This window comes from Azospirillum sp. UENF 312511 (assembly GCF_058780635.1).
Genome location: NZ_JBSNCG010000004.1, coordinates 1 through 23,648, shown reverse-complemented (window position 1 = coordinate 23,648; position 23,648 = coordinate 1). Strand labels below are relative to the sequence as shown.

Here is a 23,648-nt window from a genome sequence, read left to right as displayed (position 1 = left end):
CCCATGTTCTCCGGCCTGTTCATCCGGCGCCCGAACCTCGCCATCGTCATCGCGCTGGTCGTGACCATCGCGGGCGCGCTGGCCATCCTGGCCATCCCGGTGGCGCAGTTCCCGCCGATCACGCCGCCCTCGGTGCAGGTTTCCGCCACCTATCCCGGCGCCAACGCCCAGGTCGTCGCCGACAGCGTCGCCGCCCCGATCGAGGCGCAGGTGAACGGGGTGGAGGGCATGCTCTACATGTCCTCGACCAGCACCGACACCGGCGCCTACACGCTGTCGGTCACCTTCGCGCAGGGCACCGACCCGGATCTGGCCCAGATCAACGTCCAGAACCGCCTGTCGCTCGCCACGCCGACCCTGCCGACGGAGGTGTCGCGCCAGGGCGTCACGGTGCGCAAGCAGTCGTCCAACATGCTGATGGCCGTCAACGTCTTCTCCCCCGGCGGCCAGTTCGACCCGATCTTCATCTCCAACTACGCCAGCATCAACCTGCGCGACGCCATCGCGCGGGTGCCCGGCGTCGGCGACGCGCAGGTGATGGGCGCGCTGACCTACGCCATGCGCGTCTGGATGGACCCGAACCGCATGACGGCGCTGGGCATCACCGCGGCGGACGTGGTCGCGGCGATCCAGAACCAGAATCTCCAGGCCTCGGCGGGGCAGATCGGCGCCCCTCCCGTCCCCGACGGCCAGCAGCAGCAATTGACCATCCTGGCCCGCGGCCGGCTGGACGACCCCAAGCAGTTCGCCGGCATCATCGTGCGCACCAACCCGAACGGCGGCGTGGTGCGGCTGGGCGACATCGGGCGGGTGGAACTGGGGGCGCAGAGCTACGGCTCCACCGCCAAGCTGGACGGCGACCCGGCGGCGACGCTGGTCGTCTACCAGTCGCCGGACGCCAACGCGCTGGACGTCGCCAAAGCGGTGCGGGCGGAGCTGGACCGGCTGTCCGGCCGCTTCCCGGAGGGGCTGGACTACGCCGTCGTGTTCGACACCACCAGCTTCGTCAGCGCGACGATCGAGGAGATCGTGCTGACGTTGGGCATCACCTTCCTGCTGGTGGTGGTGGTCATCTACGTCTTCCTGCAGGACTGGCGGGCGACGATGATCCCGACCCTGGCGATCCCGGTGTCGATCATCGGTGTCTTCGCCGTGCTGCTGGTGCTGGGCTACAGCGCCAACACCATCACGCTGTTCGCGCTGGTGCTGGCAATCGGGCTGGTCGTGGACGACGCCATCGTGGTGGTCGAGAACGTCCGCCGCGTCATGGAGGAGCATCCCGACCAGCCCGCTCCCTCGGCCAGCCGCATCGCCATGGAGCAGGTGACCGGCGCCATCGTCGCCTCCACCCTGGTGCTGGCCGCGGTGTTCGTGCCGGTGGCCTTCCTTCCCGGCATCACCGGCCAGCTCTACCGGCAGTTCGCGGTCACCATCACCACCGCCTTCCTGATTTCCGGCATGGTGTCGCTGACGCTGACCCCGGCGCTGTGCGGCCTGCTGCTGCGCCCGCCGACCCCGCCCTGGCGCCCGCTGGCCGCCTTCAACCGGGGGCTGGACGGGGTGCGCGACCGCTACGGCGGCCTCGTCGGCTGGCTGTCGCGCAAGCTGGTGATCGGGATCGCCGTCTTCGCCCTGCTGACCGCCGGGGCCTTCCTGCTGCTGCGGAGCCTGCCCACCGCCTTCCTGCCGTCGGAGGACCAGGGGTATTTCTTCGTCAATGTCCAGTTGCCGAGTGCCGCGTCGCTCAGCCGGACGGAGGCGGTGATGACCGACGTCACCGAGCGGCTGCGCGCGACGCCGGGTGTGGCCCATGTGATCTCCATCGCCGGCTACAGCATCCTCAGCGGAGCGGCCTCCAACGTCGGCCTGCAGATCGTCGTGCTGAAGCCCTGGGGGGAGCGGGGGGCCGCCGAGACGGTGGACGCGCTGCTGGGCCGGCTGAGGCCGCAGCTCGCCGCGGTGCCGCAGGCGACCATCGCCGCCTTCAACCCACCCTCAATCCCCGGTCTCGGCAGCACCGGCGGGTTCCAGCTCCAGGTGCAGGCGTTGGGCGGGCAATCCGCGCAGCAGCTCGGCGCGGTGCTGCGCGGCCTGCTGGTCGCCGCCAACCAGGACGCGCGGCTGTCGGCCGTCTTCAGCACCTTCAGCCCCGACGTGCCGCACCTGTTCGTCGACCTCGACCGCACCAAGGCGGCGCTGCTCGGCGTCTCGCCGGGCGACGTCTTCACCACGCTGCAGTCCCATCTCGGGTCGCGCTACGTCAACGACTTCAACCTCTACGGCCGGGTCTTCCAGGTCCAGGTGCAGGACGCCGCGGAGTACCGGGACGAGGTGGCGGCCATCGACCAGCTCTATGTGCGGAGTTCCTCGGGGGACATGGTGCCGCTGCGCAGCATCGTGACCATCCGCAACACGCTGGCCCCCGACAGCCTCGTCCGCTACGACCAGTTCCTCTCCGCTTCGGTCAACGGCAACCCGGCCCCCGGCGGCAGCTCCGGCCAAGCGCTGGCGGCGATGCAGGAGGTGGCGGACCGCACCCTGCCGGCGGGCTACGCCACGGAATGGACCGGCCTGTCCTATCAGGAAAGCCGCATCGGCAACCAGACGATCATCATCTTCGGGCTGGCGGTGCTGTTCGGCTATCTGTTCCTGGTGGCGCAGTACGAGAATTGGCTGATCCCGCTGGCCGTGCTGCTGTCGGTGGCCATCGCGGTGCTGGGGGCCGGCATCGGCCTGAGCGTCGCCGGCATCGCCAACGACGTCTACGCGCAGATCGGCCTCGTCCTGCTGGTCGGCCTCGCCGCCAAGAACGCCATCCTGATCGTCGAGTTCGCGCGGGAGCAGCGCGCCGCCGGCCACCCCATCGTCGAATCCGCGGTGATGGGCGCCCGCCAGCGCTTCCGCGCGGTGCTGATGACGGCGCTGGCCTTCGTCCTGGGGGCGGTGCCGCTGCTGGTCGCCACCGGCGCCGGAGCGGCCAGCCGACGCTCCATCGGTACGACGGTCTTCAGCGGCATGACCGCGGCGACGCTGGCCGGCATCATCTTCGTGCCGGTCCTGTTCGTCGCCTTCCAGCGGCTGACCGAGCGGCTCATCCCGCACCGCGAGGCGGCGGACGTTCCGGCGAAGACCTCTCCGGCGGAATGACCCCGTCCCGCCCCTGTTGGTCATCGGACACACCCATGGACCCAGGAGGCACGGACATCATGAGCAGGAGAGGAAGGGACCTCTGGTCCACAAACGGTCTGATCGCCTTCGCCAGCGGTGCCGCCGTGGCGATCCTCGCCAGTCGCCTGCTGCCGCCGGTGGTTGCCCAGGCCGCCGGGACGACGATGGCGCGCGACCCGTTCGACGCCCTGATGGACGACCACCGCCACATCCTGGCGCTGCTCGACGCGATGGAGCGGACGCACACCGGCGAGACCTTCCAGCGGACGCAGTTGCTGCTCCGCCTCAAGCGCCGCCTCGCCGCGCACGCCATGGCCGAGGAGGACGTCGTCTATCCCCTGCTGCACGACCACGCGCATCAGGAGGCGGACGTCCGGCACCTCTACGGCGAGCACGCCGACATGAAGATGCACCTATATGCCCTCGAACAAATGCCGAAGGACGATCCCGCGTGGCGGCGGCGCGTCATCCAACTGAAAGAACTGATCGCGGAGCATGTCCAGCAGGAGGAGGACGTCGATTTCCCCAAGCTGCGGAACGCGCTGGACCAGCGGGAGACGGCCCGGCTGTCGGGCCATGTGCAGCGGGAGAAGGCCCTGCTGCTGTAGCGCCGCGATCCGGCTACGTCTCGGAGTCGGCGGTGATGCCGTGCTTGCGCAGCTTCGCGTAGAGGTTGGTGCGCGACAGGCCGAGGCTCCGCGCGGCTTCGAGCTTGTTGCCCTGCGCGTCCTCGAGCGCGGCGAGGATGAGCGAGCGTTCCAGCTCGTCCATGCTGTCGGCGAGGGGGCGCCTGCGCGCCGGTGGGGCGAGAGGCCGGGCAGCGGCTCCGGGAAGGATGTCGGCGAAGTCGTCGGCCAGGATGCGCTCGCCTTCGGTGCGCACATAGACCTGCTCGATGACGTTGGCCAGTTCACGGACGTTGCCCGGCCAGTCATGCCCGCGCAGCGCGTCGAGCGCCGCGGGGGTGAGGTCGCGCATCGGCTGGTCGAGGCTCACCGCCATCCGTTCCGAAAACAGCGAGGCGAGGATTTCCAAATCCTCCTTGTGGTCGCGCAGCGCCGGAAGCTGGATCGGGAAGACGTTGAGCCGGTAGTAGAGGTCCGAGCGGAAGGTGCCGTTCCGCATCATCTCCGGCAGCGGCCGGCTGGTCGCGGCGATGATGCGGACATCGACCTTGATGACCTGATTGGAGCCGAGCGGCTCGACCTCGCGCTCCTGAAGCACGCGCAGCAGTTTGGCCTGAAGCGGCAGCGGCATGTCGCCGATCTCGTCGAGGAACAGCGTGCCGCCATGCGCGAGCTGGAATTTTCCGGGGCGGGGCTGGCGGCCGGCGCCGGTGTAGGCGCCCGGAGCGACGCCGAAGAACTCTGCCTCAAGCAGGTTTTCGGGGATCGCCGCGACGTTGATGCCGACGAAGGGGCGGTCGACCCGATCCGAGGCGGCGTGGATGGCCTGCGCCACCAGCTCCTTTCCGGTTCCCGTCTCGCCCAGCACCAGCACCGCCGAGTTGATCTGGCCCGCCTTGCGAACCAGCCGCTTCACCTGGAGCATCGCCGGGCTGAAGCCGACGAGGTTCTCGACCGAGTATTTCGGCGCGCGGCTGGCGGCGAGTTCCTGTTCCATGCGCGCGAGGCGCGATTGCAGCTTGTTGAAGCGCTCGGCGATGGGACGCAGGTAGGTCAGGCTGTTCTTCAGGGCGAAGGCGAGGGCGCCGATGATCTCCCCCTGCTCGTCGCGCAGGGGCAGGCGGCTCACCAGCAGCGTGTGCTCCCCGTAGCGCATGATGTCGAGCGGGAAGGAGCGGCCGGTTTCCACAACGTCGCGCATCTGGCTGTGCGGGATGACCCGTTCGATGGGTTGCCCCACCACCTCGGTGAGGGAGCGGATGCCCAGCAGCGCCTTGCGCTTGTCATCGAACCAGACGTGCTTATCATTGGACCAGACGATCCGCGCGTCCTTGTCGACGAGGATGGCGCCGTCGATCATCTCGTCGATCATCACCATCAGCGCGCGCGCCGCCGCGAAGTGTTCGTCCCGTCCCGCCGCCATGGCCCGCCTCCCGTCGCGTCGTTTCTGTCAATATTCTGAACACTGTTTGTCAAAATTCAGCACACGACGGAAGCCCTGAGTGTCAGGCCCATGGCGGCGAAGGGCTGAAAACCGCAGGCAATCCGCCCGCTGGCTTGGCCGAAGGCCCTCCATACCAACAATTCCCATCGCTGGCACGCCCCTTGCTTTGATTGCGGAAAGAAAATATGTGCGCCGCGAACAATTGGCCGGACGGCCGTTGCGGCGGCGCTCAAGGCAGGGGGGACGCGACAGAGGCATGACGCAGCAGCGTATTGGGATCATCGGCGCCGGGCTGATGGGGCATGGGATCGCCCAGGCGTTCGCCGTCGCCGGGCACCCGGTCGACATCCACGAGCCCGATCCGGGCCGCCGGGCCGGGATCGTCGAACGGGTCCGCGGCAACCTTGAGACTTTGGGAATGGACACCGCCGCCGCTGACCGGGTTCGGCCCTGCGCCTCCCTGGAGGACGCGGTCGGCCGGGCGGACGTCGTCATCGAAGCGGTTCCGGAGGATCTGCCCCTCAAGCAGCGGATCTTCCTGGCGGTCGAGGCCGCCGCCCCGCCCCATGCGCTTCTGGCGAGCAACACGTCGGTGATCCCGATCACCCGGATCATGGAACCGCTCCGGGACAAGAGCCGCGCGCTCGGCACCCACTGGTGGAACCCGCCGTATCAAATTCCGCTCGTCGAGGTCATCCAGACCGCTGACACCGACGACGCGGCGGTCGCCGCGATGATCGGGTTGCTGGCCGCCATCGGCAAGACGCCGGTGCATGTCCGCAAGGACGTTCCCGGCTTCATCGGCAACCGTTTGCAGCACGCGCTCTGGCGCGAGGCCATCGCGCTCGTCCAGAACGGGGTGTGCGACGCCGAGACGGTGGACGCCGTGGTCAAGGCCAGCTTCGGCCGACGCCTCGCCGTCCTGGGGCCGCTGGAGAACGCCGACCTCGTCGGCACCGACCTGACCCTGGCGGTGCACGAGCATGTCCTGCCCGACCTCGACCGGACGCCGGAACCGTTGCCCCTGCTGCGCGACCTCGTCGCGTCCGGGCGGCTGGGCATGAAGTCCGGCGCCGGTTTCCGGACCTGGACGGAGGCGCAGCGGACAGAGACCCACGCCCGTCTGGCGGCCCACCTCCAGCGGCTGGACGGCGTCGAGCGCGGGTGACCGCGCGCCGCCTCCTCTCCATTCGAATTGAACCCACACAGAGACTGTCCCATGGCCGCACCACAGAAGAAGATCATCATCAGCTGCGCGTTGACGGGGTCGATCCACACCCCGACCATGTCGGACGCGCTGCCGGTGACGCCCGATGAGATCGTCGAGCAGGGCGTCGGCGCCGCCGAGGCCGGTGCCGCGATCCTCCATCTGCACGCCCGCGATCCCCGGACCGGGCAGCCGACGCCGGACCCGGCGGTGTTCATGCAGTTCCTGCCGCGCCTCAAGCAGTCCACCGACGCGGTGCTCAACATCACCACCGGCGGCTCGCTCAATATGACGGTGCAGGAGCGCCTCGCCGCCCCGCTGCAGGCCCAGCCGGAGATGTGCTCCCTCAACATGGGCTCGATGAACTTCGGCATCTTCCCGCTGGCCGACCGTTACCAGGGCTGGAAGCACGACTGGGAGGAGCCCTATCTGCGCAGCACCGATGACTTCATCTTCCGCAACACCTTCCGCGACATCGCCTACATCCTGGAGCATCTGGGCGAGGGCTGCGGAACGCGCTTCGAATTCGAGTGCTACGACGTCGGGCACCTGTACAACCTCGCCCACTTCGTCGATCGGGGGCTGGTGAAGCCGCCCTTCTTCGTCCAGACGATCTTCGGCATCCTCGGCGGCATCGGTGCGGAGCAGCGCAACCTCGTCTTCATGCGCGAGACCGCCGACCGGCTGTTCGGGACGGATTACGAATGGTCGGTGCTGGCCGCCGGGCGTCACCAGATTCCCTTCACGACCATGGCTGCGGTCATGGGCGGCAACGTCCGGGTCGGGTTGGAGGACAGCCTGTATCTCAGCAAGGGCCGGCTGGCCCGGAACAGCGCGGAGCAGGTGGCGAAAATCCGCCGGATTCTCGAAGAGCTGTCGCTTGAGGTCGCCACCCCCGCCGAGGCGCGCGCCATGCTCGCCCTCAAAGGCGCCGATCAGGTGGCCTTCTGAACCGCGACACGCCATTGACATCCAAGACGTCCGAAAGAAAGACCGAGATGCGAAACAGGAACGCTGTCGTCACCGGCTCCACCACCGGCATCGGGCTGGCGACCGCCCGCGAACTCGCCCGCCAGGGTTGCCATGTCATGCTCAACGGCTTCGGCGACCGCGCGGAGATCGACCGGCTGTGCGCGGAGATCGCGGCGCAGAGCGGCACGACGATCGTCTATTCGGGGGCCGACCTCAGCCGGCCGGACGAGGCCCGCGCCATGATGGCGGAGGCCGCGGCGGCGCTCGGCCCCATCGACATCCTGGTGAACAACGCCGGGGTGCAGCATGTGGCGGCGGTGCACGAGTTCCCCGACGAAAAATGGGACCTGCTGCTCGCGGTCAACCTCAGCGCCGCCTTCCACACCATCAAGGCGGCCCTTCCCGCGATGCGGGAGCGCCGCTGGGGGCGCATCGTCAACACGGCGTCGGTCCTCGGCATGGTCGGCGCCCCGCACAAGCCCGCCTATGTCGCGACCAAGCACGGCATCATCGGCCTGACGAAGTCGGTGGCGATCGAGGTGGCGGAGCACGGCATCACCTGCAACGCGGTGTGCCCCGGCACGGTGCTGACCCCGATCATCGAGAAGCAGATCGCCCAGCAGGCCCAGGTCACCGGTCTGCCGGAGGAGCGGGTCCTCCAGGCGGTGTTCCTCGACCGCATGCCGACCGGCCGGCTGATCCCCCCGGAGGAGGTCGCCGCCGCCATCGCCTTCCTGTGCTCGGACGCCGCCGCGTCGATCACCGGCACCGCGATCCCCGTGGATGGCGGCTACACGACCCATTGAATCCCCAACCACCAAGAAAACAACACCTTAGGGAGTGAACCATGCGCAGCACCCGTCTTGCCGGCCTTCTCGCCGGAGTCGCCTTCGCCGCCCTGGCGTCCGGCACGGCCCAGGCCCAGATGTCGGACAACGTCATCAAGATCGGTATGCTGTCCGACCGGTCCGGCATCTACGCCGACATCAACGGCGAGGGCTCGGCGGTGGCCGCGCGGCTGGCCGCCGAGGAGTTCGGCAACGCCATCAACGGCACCAAGATCGAGATCATCGTCGGCGACCACCAGAACAAGGCGGACATCGCCGCCAACCTCGCGCGCCAGTGGATCGATGTGGAGAAGGTCGACGTCGTCGCCGACGTGCCGAATTCCGCCGCGGCGCTGGCCGTGCAGGGCATCACCAAGGACAAGAAGCGCATCTTCCTGATGTCCGGCCCCGGCTCCACCGATCTGACGGGCAAGGATTGCAGCCCCTACGGCTTCCTGTGGACCTGGGACAACCACGCCGTGGCGTCCTCCACCGCCCGCGCGCTGGTCGAGCAGGGCAAAAAGAGCTGGTTCTTCATCACCGCCGACTACGCCTTCGGCCATTCGCTGGAAACGGAGGCGGCCAACACCGTCAAGCAGCTCGGCGGCACCATCAAGGGCAGCGTCCGCCATCCCCTGGCAAGCTCGGACTTCTCGTCCTTCCTGCTGCAGGCGCAGGCCTCGGGTGCGGAGGTGGTCGCCTTCGCCAACGCCGGCGGCGACACCATCAACGCGGTCAAGCAGGCCGCCGAGTTCGGCATTCCCCAGGGCGGCCAGACGCTGGCCGGCCTGCTGCTGAACGTCAACGACATCCACGCGCTGGGCCTCGACACCGCGCAGGGGCTGATGCTGGCGAACTCCTTCTACTGGGACATGAACGACGAGACCCGCGCCTGGTCGAAGAAGTTCGAGGAGCGGACCGGGCGCAAGCCGTCGATGAACCAGGCGGGCGTCTATTCGGCGGTCAAGCATTACCTGAAGGCCGTGCAGGAGGCCGGCACCGACGACGCCGACAAGGTCGCCGCCAAGATGCGTGCCACGCTCATCAGCGACATGATGATGAAGGACGCGAAGATCGCCGACAACGGCCGGATCTTCAACGACATGTATCTGGCGCAGATCAAGACGCCGGGCGAGTCGAAAGGGGCCTGGGATTACTTCAAGATCCTCAAGACCATTCCCGGCGAGCAGGCCTACATCAACCCGAAGGACAGCGGCTGCCCCCTGGTGAAGTGACGGGGTGATTGCATTTGAAGTCCCCTCTCCCCTCGGGGGAGAGGGTTAGGGTGAGGGGGGTGCGCATTTGCCGGACCTACCGCCAAGCACATCCCCCTCACCGGCCCTGCGGGCCACCCTCTCCCCAGAGGGGAGAGGGTTATAGAGGCCAAATGCGATAGCTCTGAGTTAAATCACGGCCTGAGGTGAGGGCACCCGGACAGCGGGGGCCTTTTCCATTTCCATATTTTCTTCACGGTTATATACCGAACGTATATAGCGCCGTTGACAGACGCCGGTATGCGCTGTATCCAAACAAACATAGCGAATGGATATGGCTTTATCGGTCCCCTGTGACGGAGCCCGCGATGAGATTGCGTGCGTTGGTTGTGCTGGCGATGGGCATCCTTCCGGGTGCGCTGCATGCGGAGCCCCTGGAATCGAGCCTGCTCGTCCTGACCAGCTACCCCGACGAGCTGGTCTCCCGCTTCGAGGCGGCGTTCGAGCGGGCCAATCCCGGCACCGACCTGCGCGTCCTCTGGAAGACGGGACGGGAGGCGATGCCGATCCTGCGCAGCGCCGACCAGGGGGGCGTGGACGTCTACTGGACCCCGGCGCTGCGCAACTTCCCGCTGCTGCGCGACGAGGGGCGGCTCCGCCCGCTGGACACCGCTTCACCGGAGCTTGATCGCGAGGCGCTGCCGGGCCGCATCGGGGCGCAGACCCTGTCCGACCCCTCGGGCCGCTTCGAGGCGTTCGAGGTCGCCGGTTACGGGATCGTGGTCAATCCGGCCTATCTGGCGGACCGCGGGCTGCCGACGCCGCGGCGCTGGGCCGACCTTGCCGACCCCGCGCTGGCCGGGCACGTCGCCTTCCCGGTGCCCTCGCGGGTCGGCTTCGCCCCGGTGCTGGTGGACATCATTCTCCAGGCCGAGGGCTGGACGGCGGGCTGGACGCTGCTGCAACGCATCGCCGCCGGCGCCGAACTGGCCGACCGCGGGCCGGGCGTGGGCGACAGCGTGGGCTCGGGGCGGCGCGGCGCCGGGCCGACCATCGACTTCCAGGCGCTGAACGCCCAGGCCGACGGCAAGCCGGTGGAAATCCTCTATCCGGAGCGCACCGCCTGGCTGCCCGCCCACATCGGCGTGACCGCCGCCGCCCCCCACCCGAAGGCCGCCGCTGCCTTCGTCGCCTTCGCCCTGTCGGAGGAGGGGCAGCGCATTCTCTTCCACCCGGACATCCGCCGCCACCCGGTCCGCCCCGCGGTCTATCGCGACGCCCCGGCGGGTACCGGCAACCCCTTTGCCGCGGCGGGCGCCTTCGCCTACGAGACGGAGCGGGGCAGCCGCCGCGAACCGGCGGTCGCCGCGCTTTTCGACGCGCTGATCACCCGCCGTCAGGACGAGCTGCGCGAACTGCTGGCTCTGCTGGACGAGGCACGGCGGGCCGCCGCCCGGACGGGCAATCCCGCGCTCGTCGCAAAAGCGGAGGAGGCGCTGGCCCTCGCCACCGCGGTGCCGGTGACGGAGGAGCAGGCCGCCGGCCTGACCGTCACCCTAGCGCTCGATCAGGACTGGGCGGAGCGCATCGGCAAGGCCCGCGCCGCCGCCGCGGACACCGCTCGCGCCGTGCTGACCGCCGCCAAGGAGCCCTGACCCGTGCGCCGGACCCTCCACGCGCTTCTCGGCCTGTCGGTCGCCTTGTCCGCGACGGCGGGAGCGGCGGTTCAGGCCGCCGCCCCGTCCAACCCGACGCGCGCCGCCTTCGACCATACCCTGCCGCCGGCCGACGAGGCGCAGCGCGTCCAGTTCACCATCGGGCGCATCCTGTTCAACCATGTCTGGACGCCGGGCGGCCCGGACCCGGAGGCCGGGACCGGCGTCGGCCGCGCCCAGGCCGGCGGACGGGCGCTGGTGCAGAACGGCTTCGCGGGGGAGGGCGGGTTCCACGGGCTGGGGCCGACCTACAACCGGCTGTCCTGCGCCGCCTGCCACATCAAGAACGGGCGGGGCGAGCCGCCGCAGGGGCCCGACGACGCGCTGCGCGCCATGCTGGTCCGCCTGTCGGTGCCCGGCGAGGACGCGCATGGCGGACCGAAGCCGCACCCCGCCTACGGCGACCAGATCAACGACCAGTCGGTGCCCGGCGTCCCGGCCGAGGCGCGCGTCTTCTTCACGTGGCACGAGCGGGTGGAGCGTCTGGCCGACGGCACGGAGGTGCCGTTGCGCGCTCCCGAGATTCGCATCACCGATCCGGCCTTCGGGCCGCTCGGCGACGATGCGATGACCTCGCCGCGCATGGGGCCGCCGGTCTTCGGGCTGGGCCTGCTGGAGGCGGTGCCGGAGCGCGTCGTCCTGGCGCTGGCCGAGGTGCAGGCGCGCGAGGGCGTGGTCTCCGGCCAGCCCAACCGCGTCTGGGACCGCGAAGCCGGGGTGGAGGCGCTTGGCCGCTTCGGGCTGAAGGCCAACCAGCCGACCGTACGCCAGCAGATCGCCGGGGCCTTCGTCGGCGACCTCGGCATCACCACGCGCCTCTATCCGCAGCCCAACTGTCCGGAGGCGCAGGACGCCTGCACCGCTTATGCCGCCAAAGACGAGGGGCTGCAGCCAGAACTGTCCGAGGCGATGCTCGACACCATCCATCTCTACACGCTGGCGCTCCAGCCGCCACCGCGGCGCGGCGTGGACGACCCGGCGGTGCGTCGCGGCGAGGCGGTCTTCGCGGAGACCGGTTGCGCCCGCTGCCACGCCCCCAGCCTGGAGACGGCGGAGCATCCTCTCCTGCCGGGGGTGGGCGGAGGGACGATCCATCCCTACAGCGACCTGCTGCTGCACGACCTGGGCGACGGGCTGGCCGACGGGCGGCCCGATCATCGGGCCAACGGGCGGCAATGGCGCACGGCGCCCCTGTGGGGGCTGGGCCTTGTCCCGCTGATCGCCGATCACCCCGCCTATCTGCACGACGGCCGCGCCCGCAGCCCGCTGGAGGCCGTGCTGTGGCACGGCGGCGAGGCCCAGGGCAGCGTCGACGCCGTGCGCGCCCTGCCCACCGCCGACCGCGAGGCGCTGCTGTCCTTCCTCGCCTCACTCTGATCCACACCCACCGCTGACGCCTTTCCCCTCTAGGAGTCCGATGAGACGATTGCTGCTTGCCGCTGCGTCGTCGGCCGTGATGGCCGCCGCGCAGAACGCCCCCGCCTTGGCTCAATCCACCGCCCAAACGGCCAGTCAAACGCCCGCTCAAACGGCCGCGCCCGACGAGCCGGTCTACCGGCTGGGCCAGATCAACGCGACGGCCCAGGCGGCCGGCGGCACCCCGGTCGGCGGCTCCGTCCTGTCGTCGGAGGACATCGCCCGCTTCAACCGCGAGCGGCTGGACCGCGCGCTCGACCTGCTGCCGGGCGTCAGCATCGCCACCACCCGCGGCCCGCGCAACGAGCGCTACGTCACCGTGCGCGGCTACGACCGGTTCCAGGTGCCGCTCTATCTGGACGGCGTGCAGCTCTATCTGCCGGCGGACAACCGCTTCGACCTCGGCCGCTTCCTGACCGGCGATCTGGCCGAGATCCAGGTGGCCAAGGGCTACGCGTCGGTTCTCGACGGGCCGGGCGGGCTCGGCGGCTCGATCAACCTCGTCAGCCGCAAGCCGACGCGCGAGCTGGAAGGCGAATTGCGCACCGGCATCAACCTCGACGCCACCGGCGCGTTCTCCGGCTATCTGACCAGCGCCAGCGCCGGGACGAAGCAGGAGCGTTTCTACGTCCAGGGCGGCATCGCCAAGGTCGAGCAGAATTTCTTCCGCCTGTCCGACGACTACAAGCCCACCGCCAACGAGAATGGCGGCCGGCGCGAGGGGTCGGACAGCCGCGACTGGCGGGTGAACGCCAAGTTCGGCATCACGCCCAACGACACCGACGAGTACTCCTTCAACGTTCTGAAGCAGAACGGCTCGAAGGGCGCCCCGCTGCACACCTACGACCCGGCCAGCAGCCAGACCATGCGCTACTGGAAATGGCCGGAATGGGCGGTGCAGAACCTGTCCTTCAATTCGCGCACACAGCTTGGCGAGAAGTCCTACGTCAAGACGCGGCTGTTCCATTCGACCTTCGACAACAAGCTGGATTCCTACGACGACCGCCGCTACGTCCGGCAGAGCACGTCGCGGGCCTTCACCAGCATCTATGACGACCGCGCCTATGGCGGCGGCGTGGAACTGGGCACCGACCTGATCCCGCGCAACACGCTGAAGGGCGCCGTGCATGTCCGCCGCGACGAGCATGAGGAATTCCAGACCCTCTACGCGCCGCGCTTCCGCGAGCCGAACCAGAAGAGCGTCGAGGACACCTATTCGGTCGCGCTGGAGAACACCTTCCACGCCACCGGGGCGGTGGATGTGGTGACTGGCGCCAGCTACGACTGGCGCGACCTGCGCAAGGCCCAGGACTGGGACGGCACCAACACCGGCCGCTTCGTCAATTACCCGACGAAGGACATGGACGCCTTCAATTGGCAGGGCGCGGTGATCTGGCGCTACAGCGCCACCGGCGAGACCCACGCCAGCGTGTCCAGCCGCACCCGCTTCCCGACGCTGTTCGAGCGGTTCAGTTCGCGCTTTGGCGGGGCCGTGTCGAATCCGGGGCTGAAGCCGGAACGCGCCATCAATTACGAGATCGGCGCGTCCGAGCAGGTCTTCGGCAACACCCGCCTGGAAGGGGCGGTGTTCGTCAACGACCTGACCGACGCCATCCAGCAGGTGAACATCCTCTACAACGGCCAGTCGGTGACGCAGAACCGCAACGTCGGGTCCGGTTTCGACCGCGGGTTCGAGCTGTCGGCGCGCGCGCTGCTGTCCGAATGGCTGGAGATCGGCGGCAATTACACGCTGCTGGTCCGCACGCTCGACGCCGTGGGCACCCCGGAGCCCAAGCCGACCGGCACGCCGACGCACAAGCTGTTCGCCTATGCCGACATACAGCCCGTCGAGGCGCTGCACGTCGTGCCGTCGCTGGAGGTCTCCTCGAACCGCTGGACCAGCAATTCCGCGCAGACCGTCTACTACCGCACCGGCGCCTACGCGCTGGCGAACCTCAAGGTCTCCTACGAGATCGTCAAGGGCGTTGAGGCGGAGGCCGTGGTCCGCAACATCACCGACCGCAACTACCAGCTCATGGACGGCTACCCGGAGGAGGGGCGCAGCTTCTACCTCGGGGCGCGCTACCAGTTCTGACGCGGAAGAGGCTGGGCTGAGCACGGGGCCTAAGCATGGACGGCATGCGCGCCGGCGATGCGGCGATCGTTGGGGAAGGGGAGGGGCATGGGCCGTGGGCTCCGTGGGCTTTCGTCCTGTCCGCCCTGGCCCATGCCGCCTTGCTGGGCCTGCTGATCGCTGCGGCCGAGACACCGACCGTGCCGGTTCCGGAGGCGGTCAGCGTCGACGTCGTGCCGGGAAACGGCGTGGAAACAGCCGGCGACGCGGGGGGAGGCCCGGACGGCCGCGGAGAGTCCGACGTGGAGCCGCCGCCGGCCGCTCCCGCCGCCGAACCGGCGCCGGACCCGGAACCGCGACCGGTCGAGGCCGGCCCGCTTCCCGACCCGTCGCCCCCCGACGTTCCGGACTCCGTTGCACCGCTTCCGGCCCGCAAGCCGACGGTGAAACCGGTGACGGCGGCCACCCGCGTTCCATTACCGGCCGCCCCGGCAAAGGACATGGCCGGGAATCGCGATGGGGCCGCCGCCGCAACCGGACCAACGGCCGGACCCGCGATGGGCAGCGGGATGAACGGCTCCGCTGTGGCGGATGCCGGTGCTGGCGGCGGAGGCGCGGACGCCATGCGCGTCTATCTGGAGGAGGTGCGCCGCCGTCTTCAGGCCCGGCTCGCGGTGCCGGCGGAGGCGCGGCGGTTGCGGCTGGGTGGGACGGTGCTGGTGCGCTTCACGGTGCAGCGCGACGGCAGCGTTCCGGGCGAGTCCATGGCCGTCCTGTCCGGCCCCGGCGTCGCGGTGCTGGAGCGGGCGGCGCTGGAGACGGTCGCCCGGACCGCACCCTTTCCACCCCCGCCCAAGCCGGCCACCGTCGAGGTGCCGGTGCTGTTCGCCGTGTCGGTCAGGTGAGGTCGTCGAGGTCCACCCGAAGGGCTTCGGCGATCCGCTTGAGCACATCCACGGAACCACCCCGCGTGCCGGCCTCGATCTGCGAGACATAGGCCTGCTTGAGGCCGGTGGCCTCGGCGAGCTGAGCCTGTGTCATGCCGCGGTGGTCGCGGAAGACCTTCACCGGATGCTCGCCACCCAGCAGCCGCTCGGCCACCTCATCGGGGAAGGTTTCCGGCTGCGTGGCCTTGTAGACGTCGAAGGCGCGGGTCGCGGTCGCCTCGTCGGCGGCTTCCAGCAATCGTTCATATTCGGCGATGGGCAGAACCGCGAAGGCCGGATTGCCGTTGGCATCCCGGATGATCTGCGCGGAATCAGTCATAGATGCCTCCTCTCGGGCCGATTTCGATGACGATCAGCACCAGCACGCCGGATTCGAGGTCATAAACGATCCGCCAGTCGCCGACGCGGAGCCGGTAGCCGTCCCGGCCCTTCAGCTTCTTCACGTTCCGCGCGTTCGCCGGGTCGGCAGCCACCTCCTGCAGCTTCAGGCGGATCAGCTCCGCCGTGTTGCGCGGCATTCGGCGAAGCGTCTTCAGAGCCGCCGCGGTATAGCGGATCGTGTGCATCGCATAAATATAGCGTTCCGCTATTTATCCATCAATCGGATCGTTATGTGTCATTGATACTTGGCGTAAACCCAGAGCACGCGGGCGTTCTCGTCCCCCTCAGAGACCCAGAGATGGGGGGTGCTGGCGTCGTAATACATGGAATCGCCGGCTTCCAGACGCAGCGGCTCGTAGATCTGGCTGTGAACCACCAGCGTGCCGGAGAGGACGTGGAGGAACAGCTCCGCGTCGTACTTGGCCCATTCCGGATAGGCGTCGAGCGAGCGGGCGGCGACGGTGGTCATGATCGGACTCATGACCTTGTTCGTCAGATCTGGGCAGAGCCAGGCGTTGTTGCAGGTGCCAGTTGGGAAAGGGCGGCCCTCCCCCGATCGCGTCACCGAGCGGCGGCCGGCGACGCGCAGCGCCGGGGTCGGCCCGCCGATGATCGCCGCGGCGTCCATGTCGAACCCGCCGGCGATCTTCTGGAGGGTGGTGACGGTCGGCGACAGCTCGTTCCGCTCGATCTTGGACAGGGTGGACACGCCGACCCCGGTGCGGTCGGCCGCCTGCTGGAGCGTCAGCCCCAGCCGCTTGCGCAGATTCTTCAGCCGGACGCCGAGGTCCAGTTCCCCGTCCGCCCCGCTCTGGGAAGGGGAGGAGGAGACCGCGTCGGGCCTGTCGATCACATCCATTGCGTCGTCCGCCGCCTGTCGTGTCGCGATTCGTCGTACATGCCTGGTCGTCAGGGCGGGCCGCTTCATTGAGGGTCCTCGAACACAAGAACCTTTCCAGGATTCATCATATGGTGAGGGTCGAGCAACGCTTTGATCTGCGTCATCAGCCGGTAGCGCGCCGGGTCGATGGAGTTGGCGAGCCGTTTGCGGTTGCTGAGGCCGATCCCGTGCTCCGCGCTGATCGAACCATCGCAGGCGAGCGTCGCCGTGTCGACAATCTCGTTGATCCGCCCCGCCGCCGTCTCGAACGCGGCGCGGGAGGGAAAGGCGTCGTGGTCGAAATGGATCACCGCGTGCAGGTTGCCGTCGCCGACATGGCCGACGAACAGCCGCCGCGCCTGCGGGAAGGCGTCGCGCACGCCGCGCTCCGTCTCCGCCGCGAAGTCGCTCAGCCGGTCGAGCGGCACCACCGTGTCGTAGGAGACGCTGATCCCGGCGACCTTGTTCGCCTCCGACACCGAATGGCGCAGGCGCCACAGCGCCTCGCGCTGCGCTTCGCTCCTGGGGATCACGGCGTCGGCGACGAGGCCGCGCTCCAGCCCGTCGGCAAGGCAATCCTCAAGAATTGAGGCCAGATCCATGGCGGCGAAGCTGTCCTCCGCCTCGATCAGCACGTACCAGGGGTGCGGCTCCGCGAAGGGCAGGGTGCAGCCGGGAATGTGGTCGAGGACGAGCTGCATCTGCGAGTGCGACATGACCTCGTAGGCGCCGACCCGGTCGCCGAAGCGGGAGCGGACGGCGGCCAGAAGCTCCAGCGCCTGGTCGAGATGACTGGCTCCGGCCATGGCGGTAGCGCTCGCCTGCGGCTGCGGGAACAGCTTCAGCACCGCCGCCGTGATGATCCCCAACGTGCCCTCCGCCCCGATGAACAGGTGGCGCACGGCGTAGCCGCTGTTGTCCTTGCGCAGCCGTTTCAGGTCGTTCATCACCGAGCCGTCGGGAAGCACCACCTCCAGCCCCAGCACCATGTCGCGCATCGGGCCGTAGCGCAGCACCGCCGTGCCGCCGGCGTTGGTCGCGATGTTGCCGCCGATCTGGCAGCTCCCCTCCGCGCCCAGGCTGAGCGGGAAGAGGCGTCCGGCCTCCTGCGCGCGGGCCTGGAGGTCGGCCAGGATGCAGCCGGCCTCCACCGTCATGGTGTTGTCCAGACCGCTGACCTGCCGGACCCGGTTCAGCCGGTCGAGCCGCAGCACCACCGCCTCCTCCGAGAAGGGCGTGGCGCCGCCGCACATGCCGGTGTTGCCGCCCTGCGGCACGATCTTCCCGCCATGCTCGCGCACCAGCAGGACGGTCGCCGCCACCTGCTCCGTGTCCGCCGGATAGACGGCGCACAGCGCCGTGCCCTGGTAGCGGCCCCGCCAGTCCCGCGTCAGCGGTTCGAGATCCGTCGCCTGCGTGACCACATGGCGCTCCCCCAGGAGCGTACGCAGCGACGTCAGCAGAGCCTGTGGGTCACGCATCGGGCAGGTCCTTGTGGCTTCGGGGCCGGAGGAGGGCGCCGGGGTGGAGATCGGTGAGGCGGACAATCGGCCGGGACGATCGGACGTTGACGATACTGTTTCACCATGTCTAGCATACGAAAAATTGTTCCCGAAAAGATAATTTTTGTCGGAGCAGCACCCAATGGGCATATCCTGCGAATCGTGCGATGCACGCGTCCTCCCGAGGAAACCGGGGAAATGGCGGTGACCGCGTCGCTCAACATCGCCGAGGCCCGGCAGCGGGCACGCGCCCGCCTCCCGCGCGGCCTGTTCGAGTACATCGACCGCGGAACCGAGGACGAAACCGGCATCGCGACGAGCAAAACGGCGCTCGACAGCCTCGTCTTCAAGCCGCGCGTTCTGGTGGACGTGTCGAAACGCGACGCCACCACCCGCCTGTTCGGGGTGAGCCAGCCCATGCCGCTGGTCGTGGCGCCCACCGCCGTGGCCGGGCTGGTCTGGTACGACGGCGAGGTCGAACTGGCCAGGGCCGCCGCTGCGGTCGGCATTCCCTTCTGCGTCTCCACCCAGTCCATCACCTCCGTCGAGCGGATCGCCGGGGAATCCGGGGCGCGGCTGTGGTTCCAGCTCTATGTCTGGCGCAGCCGCGAGCGCACCCGCGAGCTGGTGCGGCGCGCCGAACAAGCCGGGGCGGAGGCCCTGGTCCTGACCGTGGACACGGCGGTGACGCCCAACCGCGAATACAACATCCGCAACGGCTTCGGGATTCCGATCAAGCCGTCGCTGCGCGCCGGGCTGGACTGTCTCGCCCACCCGCGCTGGTTCGCCGGGGTCTTCGCCAAGTATCTGCGCAACGGCGGCGTGCCGACCTATGCCCACTATCCCGACGAGTTCCGCACCGCGCTGGGTCGGGTCGCCGTCGGCGACGAGATCGGCCTCGCCCAGGACGTGGGGTGGGACGACGTGCGGAGCTTGCGGGACGCCTGGAAAGGCAAGCTGATTTTGAAGGGCGTGCTGCGCGCCGACGACGCGGAGAAGGCGGCCGAACTGGGGGTGGACGGGATCGTCGTATCCAACCACGGCGCCCGCAACCTGGATCACGCCATCCACCCCGTGCGCTGTCTGGCGGACATCGCCGAGCGGGTCGGCGACCGGGTGACCGTCCTGGCCGACAGCGGGGTGCGGCGCGGCAGCCACGTCGCCGGCTATCTGGGGCTCGGCGCGCAGGGCGTGCTGCTTGGCCGTGCCGTTCTCTACGGGCTGGCCAGCGACGGGGCGGCGGGTGCGCAGGCGGTGCTGGAGATGGTTCGGCGCGAGCTTCTGACCACCATGGGTTTCCTCGGCGCCCCGACCGTGGCCGACATCGCGGGGACGGTGGAACGGCCACGTTGACGTGTGTTGGCGCGCCGGATTTTATCGTATCGTCACTTTTCATCCATGAAACGATTTGTTCTTGCAGCAAAAGGAAAAATAGGGTCACATCTCCTTTGTCGGATGCGGGCGGGGCCGGATCGAGGTCTCACAAGGGACGCTCCATCGCTCCCGTTCCCTCCGACCCCCACCCGAGCGTTGGTCCGGGTGCGGGTTCAGGCACGGATTTCCGGCGGCGCGCCGGTCTTTGTCGATTTCATCGGACTCGTTTCATCGCGCCTCTTCCGATCGTCCCGAACCGGCTTCCCGCATCGCGGGGGCGAGGCCGCCCCGCGGCCGCAGCACACCCTTATGCCACGCCTCAAACGCCACGCTTAGGAAATCCGAGGACCCCATGGCACTCACCCATTCGGAGATCAGCGGCCTGTTCAGCGCCATCGTCACGCCGCTGACGGTCGACGGTTCCGTCGACATCGCCGGCCTGAAGCGGCTGGTGCGGCACCAGCTCGACGCCGGGGCGTCCGGCGTCGTGCCGATCGGCGGCACCGGCGAGTATCCCGCCCTGTCGCGGGACGAGCGCAAACGCGTCGTCGCCGCCTGCGTGGAGGAGGCCGGCGGCAAGCCGGTGATCCCCGGCGTGCTGTCCACCGGCTTCCAGGACGCGGTCGAGGCCGGGCGCGACTTCGCCGCCGCCGGGGCCGCCGCGGTGATGACCGTCACCCCCTATTATGCCGCCGGCACCCAGGAGGGCATGCGCGCCTATTTCCGCGCCTACCGCGACGCGGTGGACCTGCCGGTCATGCTCTACCAGATCCCCCGCCGCACCACCGTGGCGGTCACCGCCGAGGGCGTGCAGGCGATGGCGGAGGACGGCTCCATCATCGGCATGAAGTTCTCCTCCTACGACATGCCGGAATTCATCAAGACGATGAAGTACGCCGGCGAGAAGATCTCGGTGCTGAGCGGCGAGGAGCCGCTGTTCGCCACCCACGTCGCGCTGGGCGCGCGGGGCGGCGTGCTGGCCTCGGCGACCATCTACCCGAAGATCTGGCTGCGCATCTTCGAACTGGCGCGCGCCGGCAAGCTGAACGAGGCGCTGGCCGAGCAGACCCAGATCGACCCGGTGGTGAATTCCATCTTCCTGGAAACCAACCCCGGCCCGCTGAAGGCCTTCATGGCGATGGCCGGCATGCCGGTCGGCGGGGTGCGGCTGCCGCTGACTGCGCCGACCGCCGAGACCACCGAGAAGCTCCAGGCCGTCGCCCGGCACGCGCGCGACATCGCGCTCGCCTGACGGCCAAAAGGAACGTTTCGGGCGCTCCTTCCCCCGGGAAGCGCCCCAACAACGCGAAGCCGCGGCGGCGGCCGGTCAACGAACACGGAATGGCCTGAACACACGTCACGACACACACGTCATGACACATCCGGTCGGACAGCCCGACGGACCACAAGGGAGACGGACATGGTGAATCGCAGGGAACTGGCTGGGTTTCTGGGCGCCGGCGCGGCGGTCGGGGCTTTCGGGGCCACCATGGCGGCGGGCATCGCCCCGGCTGCGGCGCAGGAGGGCGGCAGCTCCTTCGACCGGGTCCTGAAGGCCAAGAAGCTGCGCATCGGCGGCGTGGCGACCGGCGCCCCCTGGATCATGAAGGACCAGACGACCGGCCAGTGGTCGGGCCAGTTCTGGGACATCGGGTCGGCGCTCGCCGCCGACATGGACGTCGGCATCGAGGTGGTCGAGACCACCTGGGGCAACGCCATCCTCGATCTCCAGGCCAACAAGATCGACGTCATGTTCGGCATGAACCCGACGCCCAAACGCGCCCTGGCCGTCGACTTCACGGTCCCGGTCTACAACAGCGCCCTGGTCGTCATCGCCAAGCCGGGCTTCGAGCCGAAGAGCTGGGCCGACATGAACAAGCCGGAGGTGAAGATCGCGGTGGACGTCGGTTCCGCCCACGATCAGGTGGCCAGCCGCCTCTGCCCGAACGCCCAGCTCATCCGCTTCAAGTCGCTGGACGAGGCGACGCTGGCCGTGCGCAGCGGCCGGGCCGACGCGCAGTCGATCTTCTGGATGGGCGGCGTGCGCGCGGTGAAGCGCGACCCGTCGCTGGGCAAGGTGATCGTGCCGCGCCCGATCTTCGGCTCCACCTCCAACGCGGCGGTGCGGCGCGAGACGGACAAGACCCTGCGCGATTTCGTGAACACCTGGATCGTATACGCCCAGGGCCTGGGCCTGATCCGCGAGGCGGTGGTGAACAGCCTCGCCAAGGTGGACATCGCCATGAGCGACATCCCGGAAGGCATCACATTCTAAAGCGAACGTCCGTTCGCTTTAGAGTCACATCGCCTCACTCGCCGGCGGGCTTCGGCCGCACGTGCGGCCGGGACCGCCGTCGCGGTCCAAAGCGGATTGCAATCCGCTTTGAAGGAACCTGTCGATGAATTTGGGTTCCGATGGCGCACGGCGGCCGACCCCGCGGGGATTCGGCCGCCGTTCCGAAGTTTTGCAAGCAGGCCCGCCATGTACACCTTCAACTTCGAGATGCTCTGGGGATACCGCTGGCTGTTCCTCAACGGCACGCTGGTCACCATCGGCCTGACGGCCGCCGTCGTCGTGCTGGGCCTGCTGCTGGGGCTGGTCGGCGGGCTGGCCCAGCTCTCGCGCTTCGCGGTGCTGCGCTGGATCTCCTGGGCGTACATCGAGCTGTTCCGCTGCACGCCGCTGCTGGTGCAGCTTCTGTGGTTCTACTACGCGCTGCCGATGCTGACCGGCATCCAGATCGACGCGGTGACGGCCTCCGTCCTCACCCTGTCGCTCTACGGCGGGTCCTTCTACGCGGAGGTGATCCGGGGCGGCGTGGTCTCCATCGAGGCGGGACAGACGGAGGCCGGGCTGGCGCTCGGCATGACGCCGGCCAAGGTGATGCGGCGCATCGTGCTGCCCCAGGCGGTCAAGCGCATGATCCCGCCGCTGATGAACCAGTCGATCATCCAGTTCAAGAACACTTCGCTGGTCTCGGTGGTGGCGGTGCCGGACCTTCTCTACCAGGGGCAGGTCGCCGCAACGGACACCTTCCGCCCGCTGGAGGTCTACACGATCGTCGCGCTGATCTACTTCGTCGTGCTGGTCCCCCTGACGGCCATCGTGAAGCGGGGCGAGAAGCAGCTCCAGACCGGTCATTAAGGTCCGGACCATTGACGCTCCCCCTGCGATCCAACGCGAGAGGCCCCTTTCCATGAGCATTCCCAAGATCGAAGTCGCCGGGCTGAGGAAGCAATTCGGCGAGCTGGTCGTCCTGCGCGACATCAACCTGAAGGTCGATTCCGGCGCCGTCGTGGCGCTGATCGGCCCCTCGGGGTCGGGCAAGTCCACCCTGCTGCGCTGCCTCAACCTGCTGGTGGTGCCGAACGGCGGCCGGGTCCGCATCGGCGGCGACGCCTTCGACTTCGAGACGGGCAAGGCGCTGCCCCGGCCCAAGGCGCAGGCGAAGTTCCGCTCCAACACCGGCATGGTGTTCCAGCACTTCAACCTGTTCCCGCACATGACCGTGCTCGGCAACGTGATGGAGGGGCCGGTCTCCGCCAAAAACATGCCGAAGGCGCAGGCCGAGGCGATCGGGCGCCGGCTGCTCGCCAAGGTCGGGCTGGCCGACAAGGCCGACGCCTATCCGGACCGGCTGTCCGGCGGGCAGAAGCAGCGCGTCGCCATCGCCCGCGCGCTGGCCATGGAGCCGGAGGTGATGCTGTTCGACGAGGCGACCTCCGCCCTCGATCCCGAGCTGGTGTCGGAGGTGCTGGGGGTGATGCGCGACCTCGCCGCCGAGGGCATGACGATGATCATCGTGACCCACGAGATCGCCTTCGCCCGCGAGGTCGCCGACCGCGTGATCTTCATGCGCGACGGCGTGATCGTGGAGGAAGGGCCGGCGCGCGACGTCAT

20 protein-coding genes are annotated in these 23,648 nt (G+C 68.9%); 15 read left to right on the top strand and 5 right to left on the bottom strand.

Features of this window, described 5'->3' with window-relative positions:
- The first annotated feature begins 3 nt into the window (after positions 1-3).
- A complete protein-coding gene (locus ACWPN7_RS25850; protein WP_459196365.1) occupies positions 4-3,147 on the top strand; it encodes an efflux RND transporter permease subunit in 3,144 nt (1,047 codons plus the stop codon).
- A gap of 59 nt (positions 3,148-3,206) precedes the next feature.
- Positions 3,207-3,776, top strand: coding sequence for a hemerythrin domain-containing protein (locus ACWPN7_RS25845; RefSeq protein ID WP_459196364.1), 570 nt, complete (start codon positions 3,207-3,209; stop codon positions 3,774-3,776).
- A gap of 13 nt (positions 3,777-3,789) precedes the next feature.
- Here ACWPN7_RS25845 and ACWPN7_RS25840 read toward each other — a convergent pair whose 3' ends face one another.
- Complete coding sequence (locus ACWPN7_RS25840) at positions 3,790-5,217, bottom strand: sigma-54 interaction domain-containing protein (RefSeq protein ID WP_040137485.1); 1,428 nt, start codon at positions 5,215-5,217, stop codon at positions 3,790-3,792.
- Between the two features lie 277 nt (positions 5,218-5,494).
- Between ACWPN7_RS25840 and ACWPN7_RS25835 the strand changes: the two genes are divergently transcribed.
- The 8 genes from ACWPN7_RS25835 to ACWPN7_RS25800 all read left to right on the top strand — a co-directional run bounded on the left by ACWPN7_RS25835 (position 5,495) and on the right by ACWPN7_RS25800 (position 15,568).
- Positions 5,495-6,406, top strand: coding sequence for a 3-hydroxyacyl-CoA dehydrogenase family protein (locus ACWPN7_RS25835; RefSeq protein WP_459196363.1), 912 nt, complete (start codon positions 5,495-5,497; stop codon positions 6,404-6,406).
- A gap of 51 nt (positions 6,407-6,457) precedes the next feature.
- On the top strand, positions 6,458-7,396 hold the full coding sequence (kce, locus tag ACWPN7_RS25830; RefSeq protein ID WP_200475283.1) for a 3,5-dioxohexanoate:acetyl-CoA acetone transferase: 939 nt from the start codon (positions 6,458-6,460) through the stop codon (positions 7,394-7,396).
- Between the two features lie 47 nt (positions 7,397-7,443).
- Positions 7,444-8,223 (top strand): 3-hydroxybutyrate dehydrogenase, encoded by a 780-nt coding sequence (locus ACWPN7_RS25825; protein ID WP_459196362.1) that lies wholly within the window; start codon positions 7,444-7,446, stop codon positions 8,221-8,223.
- A 41-nt stretch (positions 8,224-8,264) separates the two neighbouring features.
- Complete coding sequence (locus tag ACWPN7_RS25820; RefSeq protein ID WP_459196361.1) at positions 8,265-9,479, top strand: ABC transporter substrate-binding protein; 1,215 nt, start codon at positions 8,265-8,267, stop codon at positions 9,477-9,479.
- A gap of 347 nt (positions 9,480-9,826) precedes the next feature.
- On the top strand, positions 9,827-11,113 hold the full coding sequence (locus ACWPN7_RS25815; protein ID WP_200475286.1) for an ABC transporter substrate-binding protein: 1,287 nt from the start codon (positions 9,827-9,829) through the stop codon (positions 11,111-11,113).
- A 3-nt stretch (positions 11,114-11,116) separates the two neighbouring features.
- Positions 11,117-12,550, top strand: coding sequence for a di-heme oxidoreductase family protein (locus ACWPN7_RS25810; protein ID WP_459196360.1), 1,434 nt, complete (start codon positions 11,117-11,119; stop codon positions 12,548-12,550).
- 40 nt (positions 12,551-12,590) lie between these two features.
- Positions 12,591-14,684 (top strand): TonB-dependent receptor plug domain-containing protein, encoded by a 2,094-nt coding sequence (locus tag ACWPN7_RS25805; RefSeq protein WP_459196359.1) that lies wholly within the window; start codon positions 12,591-12,593, stop codon positions 14,682-14,684.
- Between the two features lie 35 nt (positions 14,685-14,719).
- Entirely contained in the window at positions 14,720-15,568 is an 849-nt protein-coding gene (locus tag ACWPN7_RS25800) for a TonB family protein (protein ID WP_451996886.1), read from the top strand.
- Here the strand turns inward: ACWPN7_RS25800 and ACWPN7_RS25795 are convergent.
- The 4 genes from ACWPN7_RS25795 to ACWPN7_RS25780 form a co-directional block, all read right to left on the bottom strand.
- Positions 15,561-15,929 carry a helix-turn-helix domain-containing protein gene (locus tag ACWPN7_RS25795; protein WP_451996884.1) on the bottom strand — a complete coding sequence of 123 codons (369 nt, stop codon included), beginning with the start codon at positions 15,927-15,929 and terminating at the stop codon, positions 15,561-15,563. The two genes, ACWPN7_RS25800 and ACWPN7_RS25795, sit on opposite strands and share 8 nt — an antisense overlap.
- Positions 15,922-16,176 carry a type II toxin-antitoxin system RelE family toxin gene (locus ACWPN7_RS25790; protein WP_014199002.1) on the bottom strand — a complete coding sequence of 85 codons (255 nt, stop codon included), beginning with the start codon at positions 16,174-16,176 and terminating at the stop codon, positions 15,922-15,924. Before ACWPN7_RS25790 ends, ACWPN7_RS25795 begins: the two co-directional genes overlap by 8 nt.
- Before the next feature lie 50 nt (positions 16,177-16,226).
- Entirely contained in the window at positions 16,227-16,850 is a 624-nt protein-coding gene (locus tag ACWPN7_RS25785) for a helix-turn-helix domain-containing protein (RefSeq protein WP_040137493.1), read from the bottom strand.
- A gap of 65 nt (positions 16,851-16,915) precedes the next feature.
- Positions 16,916-18,352, bottom strand: a complete 1,437-nt coding sequence (locus ACWPN7_RS25780; protein WP_459196358.1) for an FAD-binding oxidoreductase — start codon at positions 18,350-18,352, stop codon at positions 16,916-16,918.
- Positions 18,353-18,571: 219 nt separating this feature from the next.
- Here ACWPN7_RS25780 and ACWPN7_RS25775 point away from each other — a divergent pair, with 219 nt between their 5' ends.
- The 5 genes from ACWPN7_RS25775 to ACWPN7_RS25755 all read left to right on the top strand — a co-directional run.
- A complete protein-coding gene (locus ACWPN7_RS25775) occupies positions 18,572-19,726 on the top strand; it encodes an alpha-hydroxy acid oxidase (RefSeq protein WP_451996879.1) in 1,155 nt (384 codons plus the stop codon).
- A 373-nt stretch (positions 19,727-20,099) separates the two neighbouring features.
- The gene (dapA, locus tag ACWPN7_RS25770; protein WP_451996877.1) at positions 20,100-20,999 is read left to right on the top strand and encodes a 4-hydroxy-tetrahydrodipicolinate synthase; all 900 of its coding nucleotides are present in this window, start codon (positions 20,100-20,102) and stop codon (positions 20,997-20,999) included.
- Positions 21,000-21,167: 168 nt separating this feature from the next.
- Positions 21,168-22,022 (top strand): transporter substrate-binding domain-containing protein, encoded by an 855-nt coding sequence (locus ACWPN7_RS25765; protein WP_094302718.1) that lies wholly within the window; start codon positions 21,168-21,170, stop codon positions 22,020-22,022.
- Positions 22,023-22,229: 207 nt separating this feature from the next.
- Positions 22,230-22,892, top strand: a complete 663-nt coding sequence (locus ACWPN7_RS25760) for an amino acid ABC transporter permease (protein ID WP_014199009.1) — start codon at positions 22,230-22,232, stop codon at positions 22,890-22,892.
- A 52-nt stretch (positions 22,893-22,944) separates the two neighbouring features.
- The coding region (locus ACWPN7_RS25755; protein ID WP_492273495.1) for an amino acid ABC transporter ATP-binding protein at positions 22,945-23,648 on the top strand (704 nt) is incomplete at its 3' end.

Excerpts from the sequence above, each read along its gene's own strand:
- ACWPN7_RS25765 (WP_094302718.1), top strand. The coding sequence starts at position 21,168 with ATGGTGAATCGCAGGGAACTGGCTGGGTTTCTGGGCGCCGGCGCGGCG.
- ACWPN7_RS25790 (WP_014199002.1), bottom strand. The coding sequence starts at position 16,176 with ATGCACACGATCCGCTATACCGCGGCGGCTCTGAAGACGCTTCGCCGA.
- ACWPN7_RS25780 (WP_459196358.1), bottom strand. The coding sequence starts at position 18,352 with ATGCGTGACCCACAGGCTCTGCTGACGTCGCTGCGTACGCTCCTGGGG.
- ACWPN7_RS25840 (WP_040137485.1), bottom strand. The coding sequence starts at position 5,217 with ATGGCGGCGGGACGGGACGAACACTTCGCGGCGGCGCGCGCGCTGATG.
- ACWPN7_RS25785 (WP_040137493.1), bottom strand. The coding sequence starts at position 16,850 with ATGGATGTGATCGACAGGCCCGACGCGGTCTCCTCCTCCCCTTCCCAG.
- ACWPN7_RS25800 (WP_451996886.1), top strand. The coding sequence starts at position 14,720 with ATGGACGGCATGCGCGCCGGCGATGCGGCGATCGTTGGGGAAGGGGAG.
- ACWPN7_RS25825 (WP_459196362.1), top strand. The coding sequence starts at position 7,444 with ATGCGAAACAGGAACGCTGTCGTCACCGGCTCCACCACCGGCATCGGG.
- ACWPN7_RS25845 (WP_459196364.1), top strand. The coding sequence starts at position 3,207 with ATGAGCAGGAGAGGAAGGGACCTCTGGTCCACAAACGGTCTGATCGCC.
- kce (WP_200475283.1), top strand. The coding sequence starts at position 6,458 with ATGGCCGCACCACAGAAGAAGATCATCATCAGCTGCGCGTTGACGGGG.
- ACWPN7_RS25815 (WP_200475286.1), top strand. The coding sequence starts at position 9,827 with ATGAGATTGCGTGCGTTGGTTGTGCTGGCGATGGGCATCCTTCCGGGT.
- ACWPN7_RS25760 (WP_014199009.1), top strand. The coding sequence starts at position 22,230 with ATGTACACCTTCAACTTCGAGATGCTCTGGGGATACCGCTGGCTGTTC.
- ACWPN7_RS25775 (WP_451996879.1), top strand. The coding sequence starts at position 18,572 with ATGGCGGTGACCGCGTCGCTCAACATCGCCGAGGCCCGGCAGCGGGCA.
- ACWPN7_RS25820 (WP_459196361.1), top strand. The coding sequence starts at position 8,265 with ATGCGCAGCACCCGTCTTGCCGGCCTTCTCGCCGGAGTCGCCTTCGCC.
- ACWPN7_RS25805 (WP_459196359.1), top strand. The coding sequence starts at position 12,591 with ATGAGACGATTGCTGCTTGCCGCTGCGTCGTCGGCCGTGATGGCCGCC.
- ACWPN7_RS25850 (WP_459196365.1), top strand. The coding sequence starts at position 4 with ATGTTCTCCGGCCTGTTCATCCGGCGCCCGAACCTCGCCATCGTCATC.
- ACWPN7_RS25835 (WP_459196363.1), top strand. The coding sequence starts at position 5,495 with ATGACGCAGCAGCGTATTGGGATCATCGGCGCCGGGCTGATGGGGCAT.
- dapA (WP_451996877.1), top strand. The coding sequence starts at position 20,100 with ATGGCACTCACCCATTCGGAGATCAGCGGCCTGTTCAGCGCCATCGTC.
- ACWPN7_RS25795 (WP_451996884.1), bottom strand. The coding sequence starts at position 15,929 with ATGACTGATTCCGCGCAGATCATCCGGGATGCCAACGGCAATCCGGCC.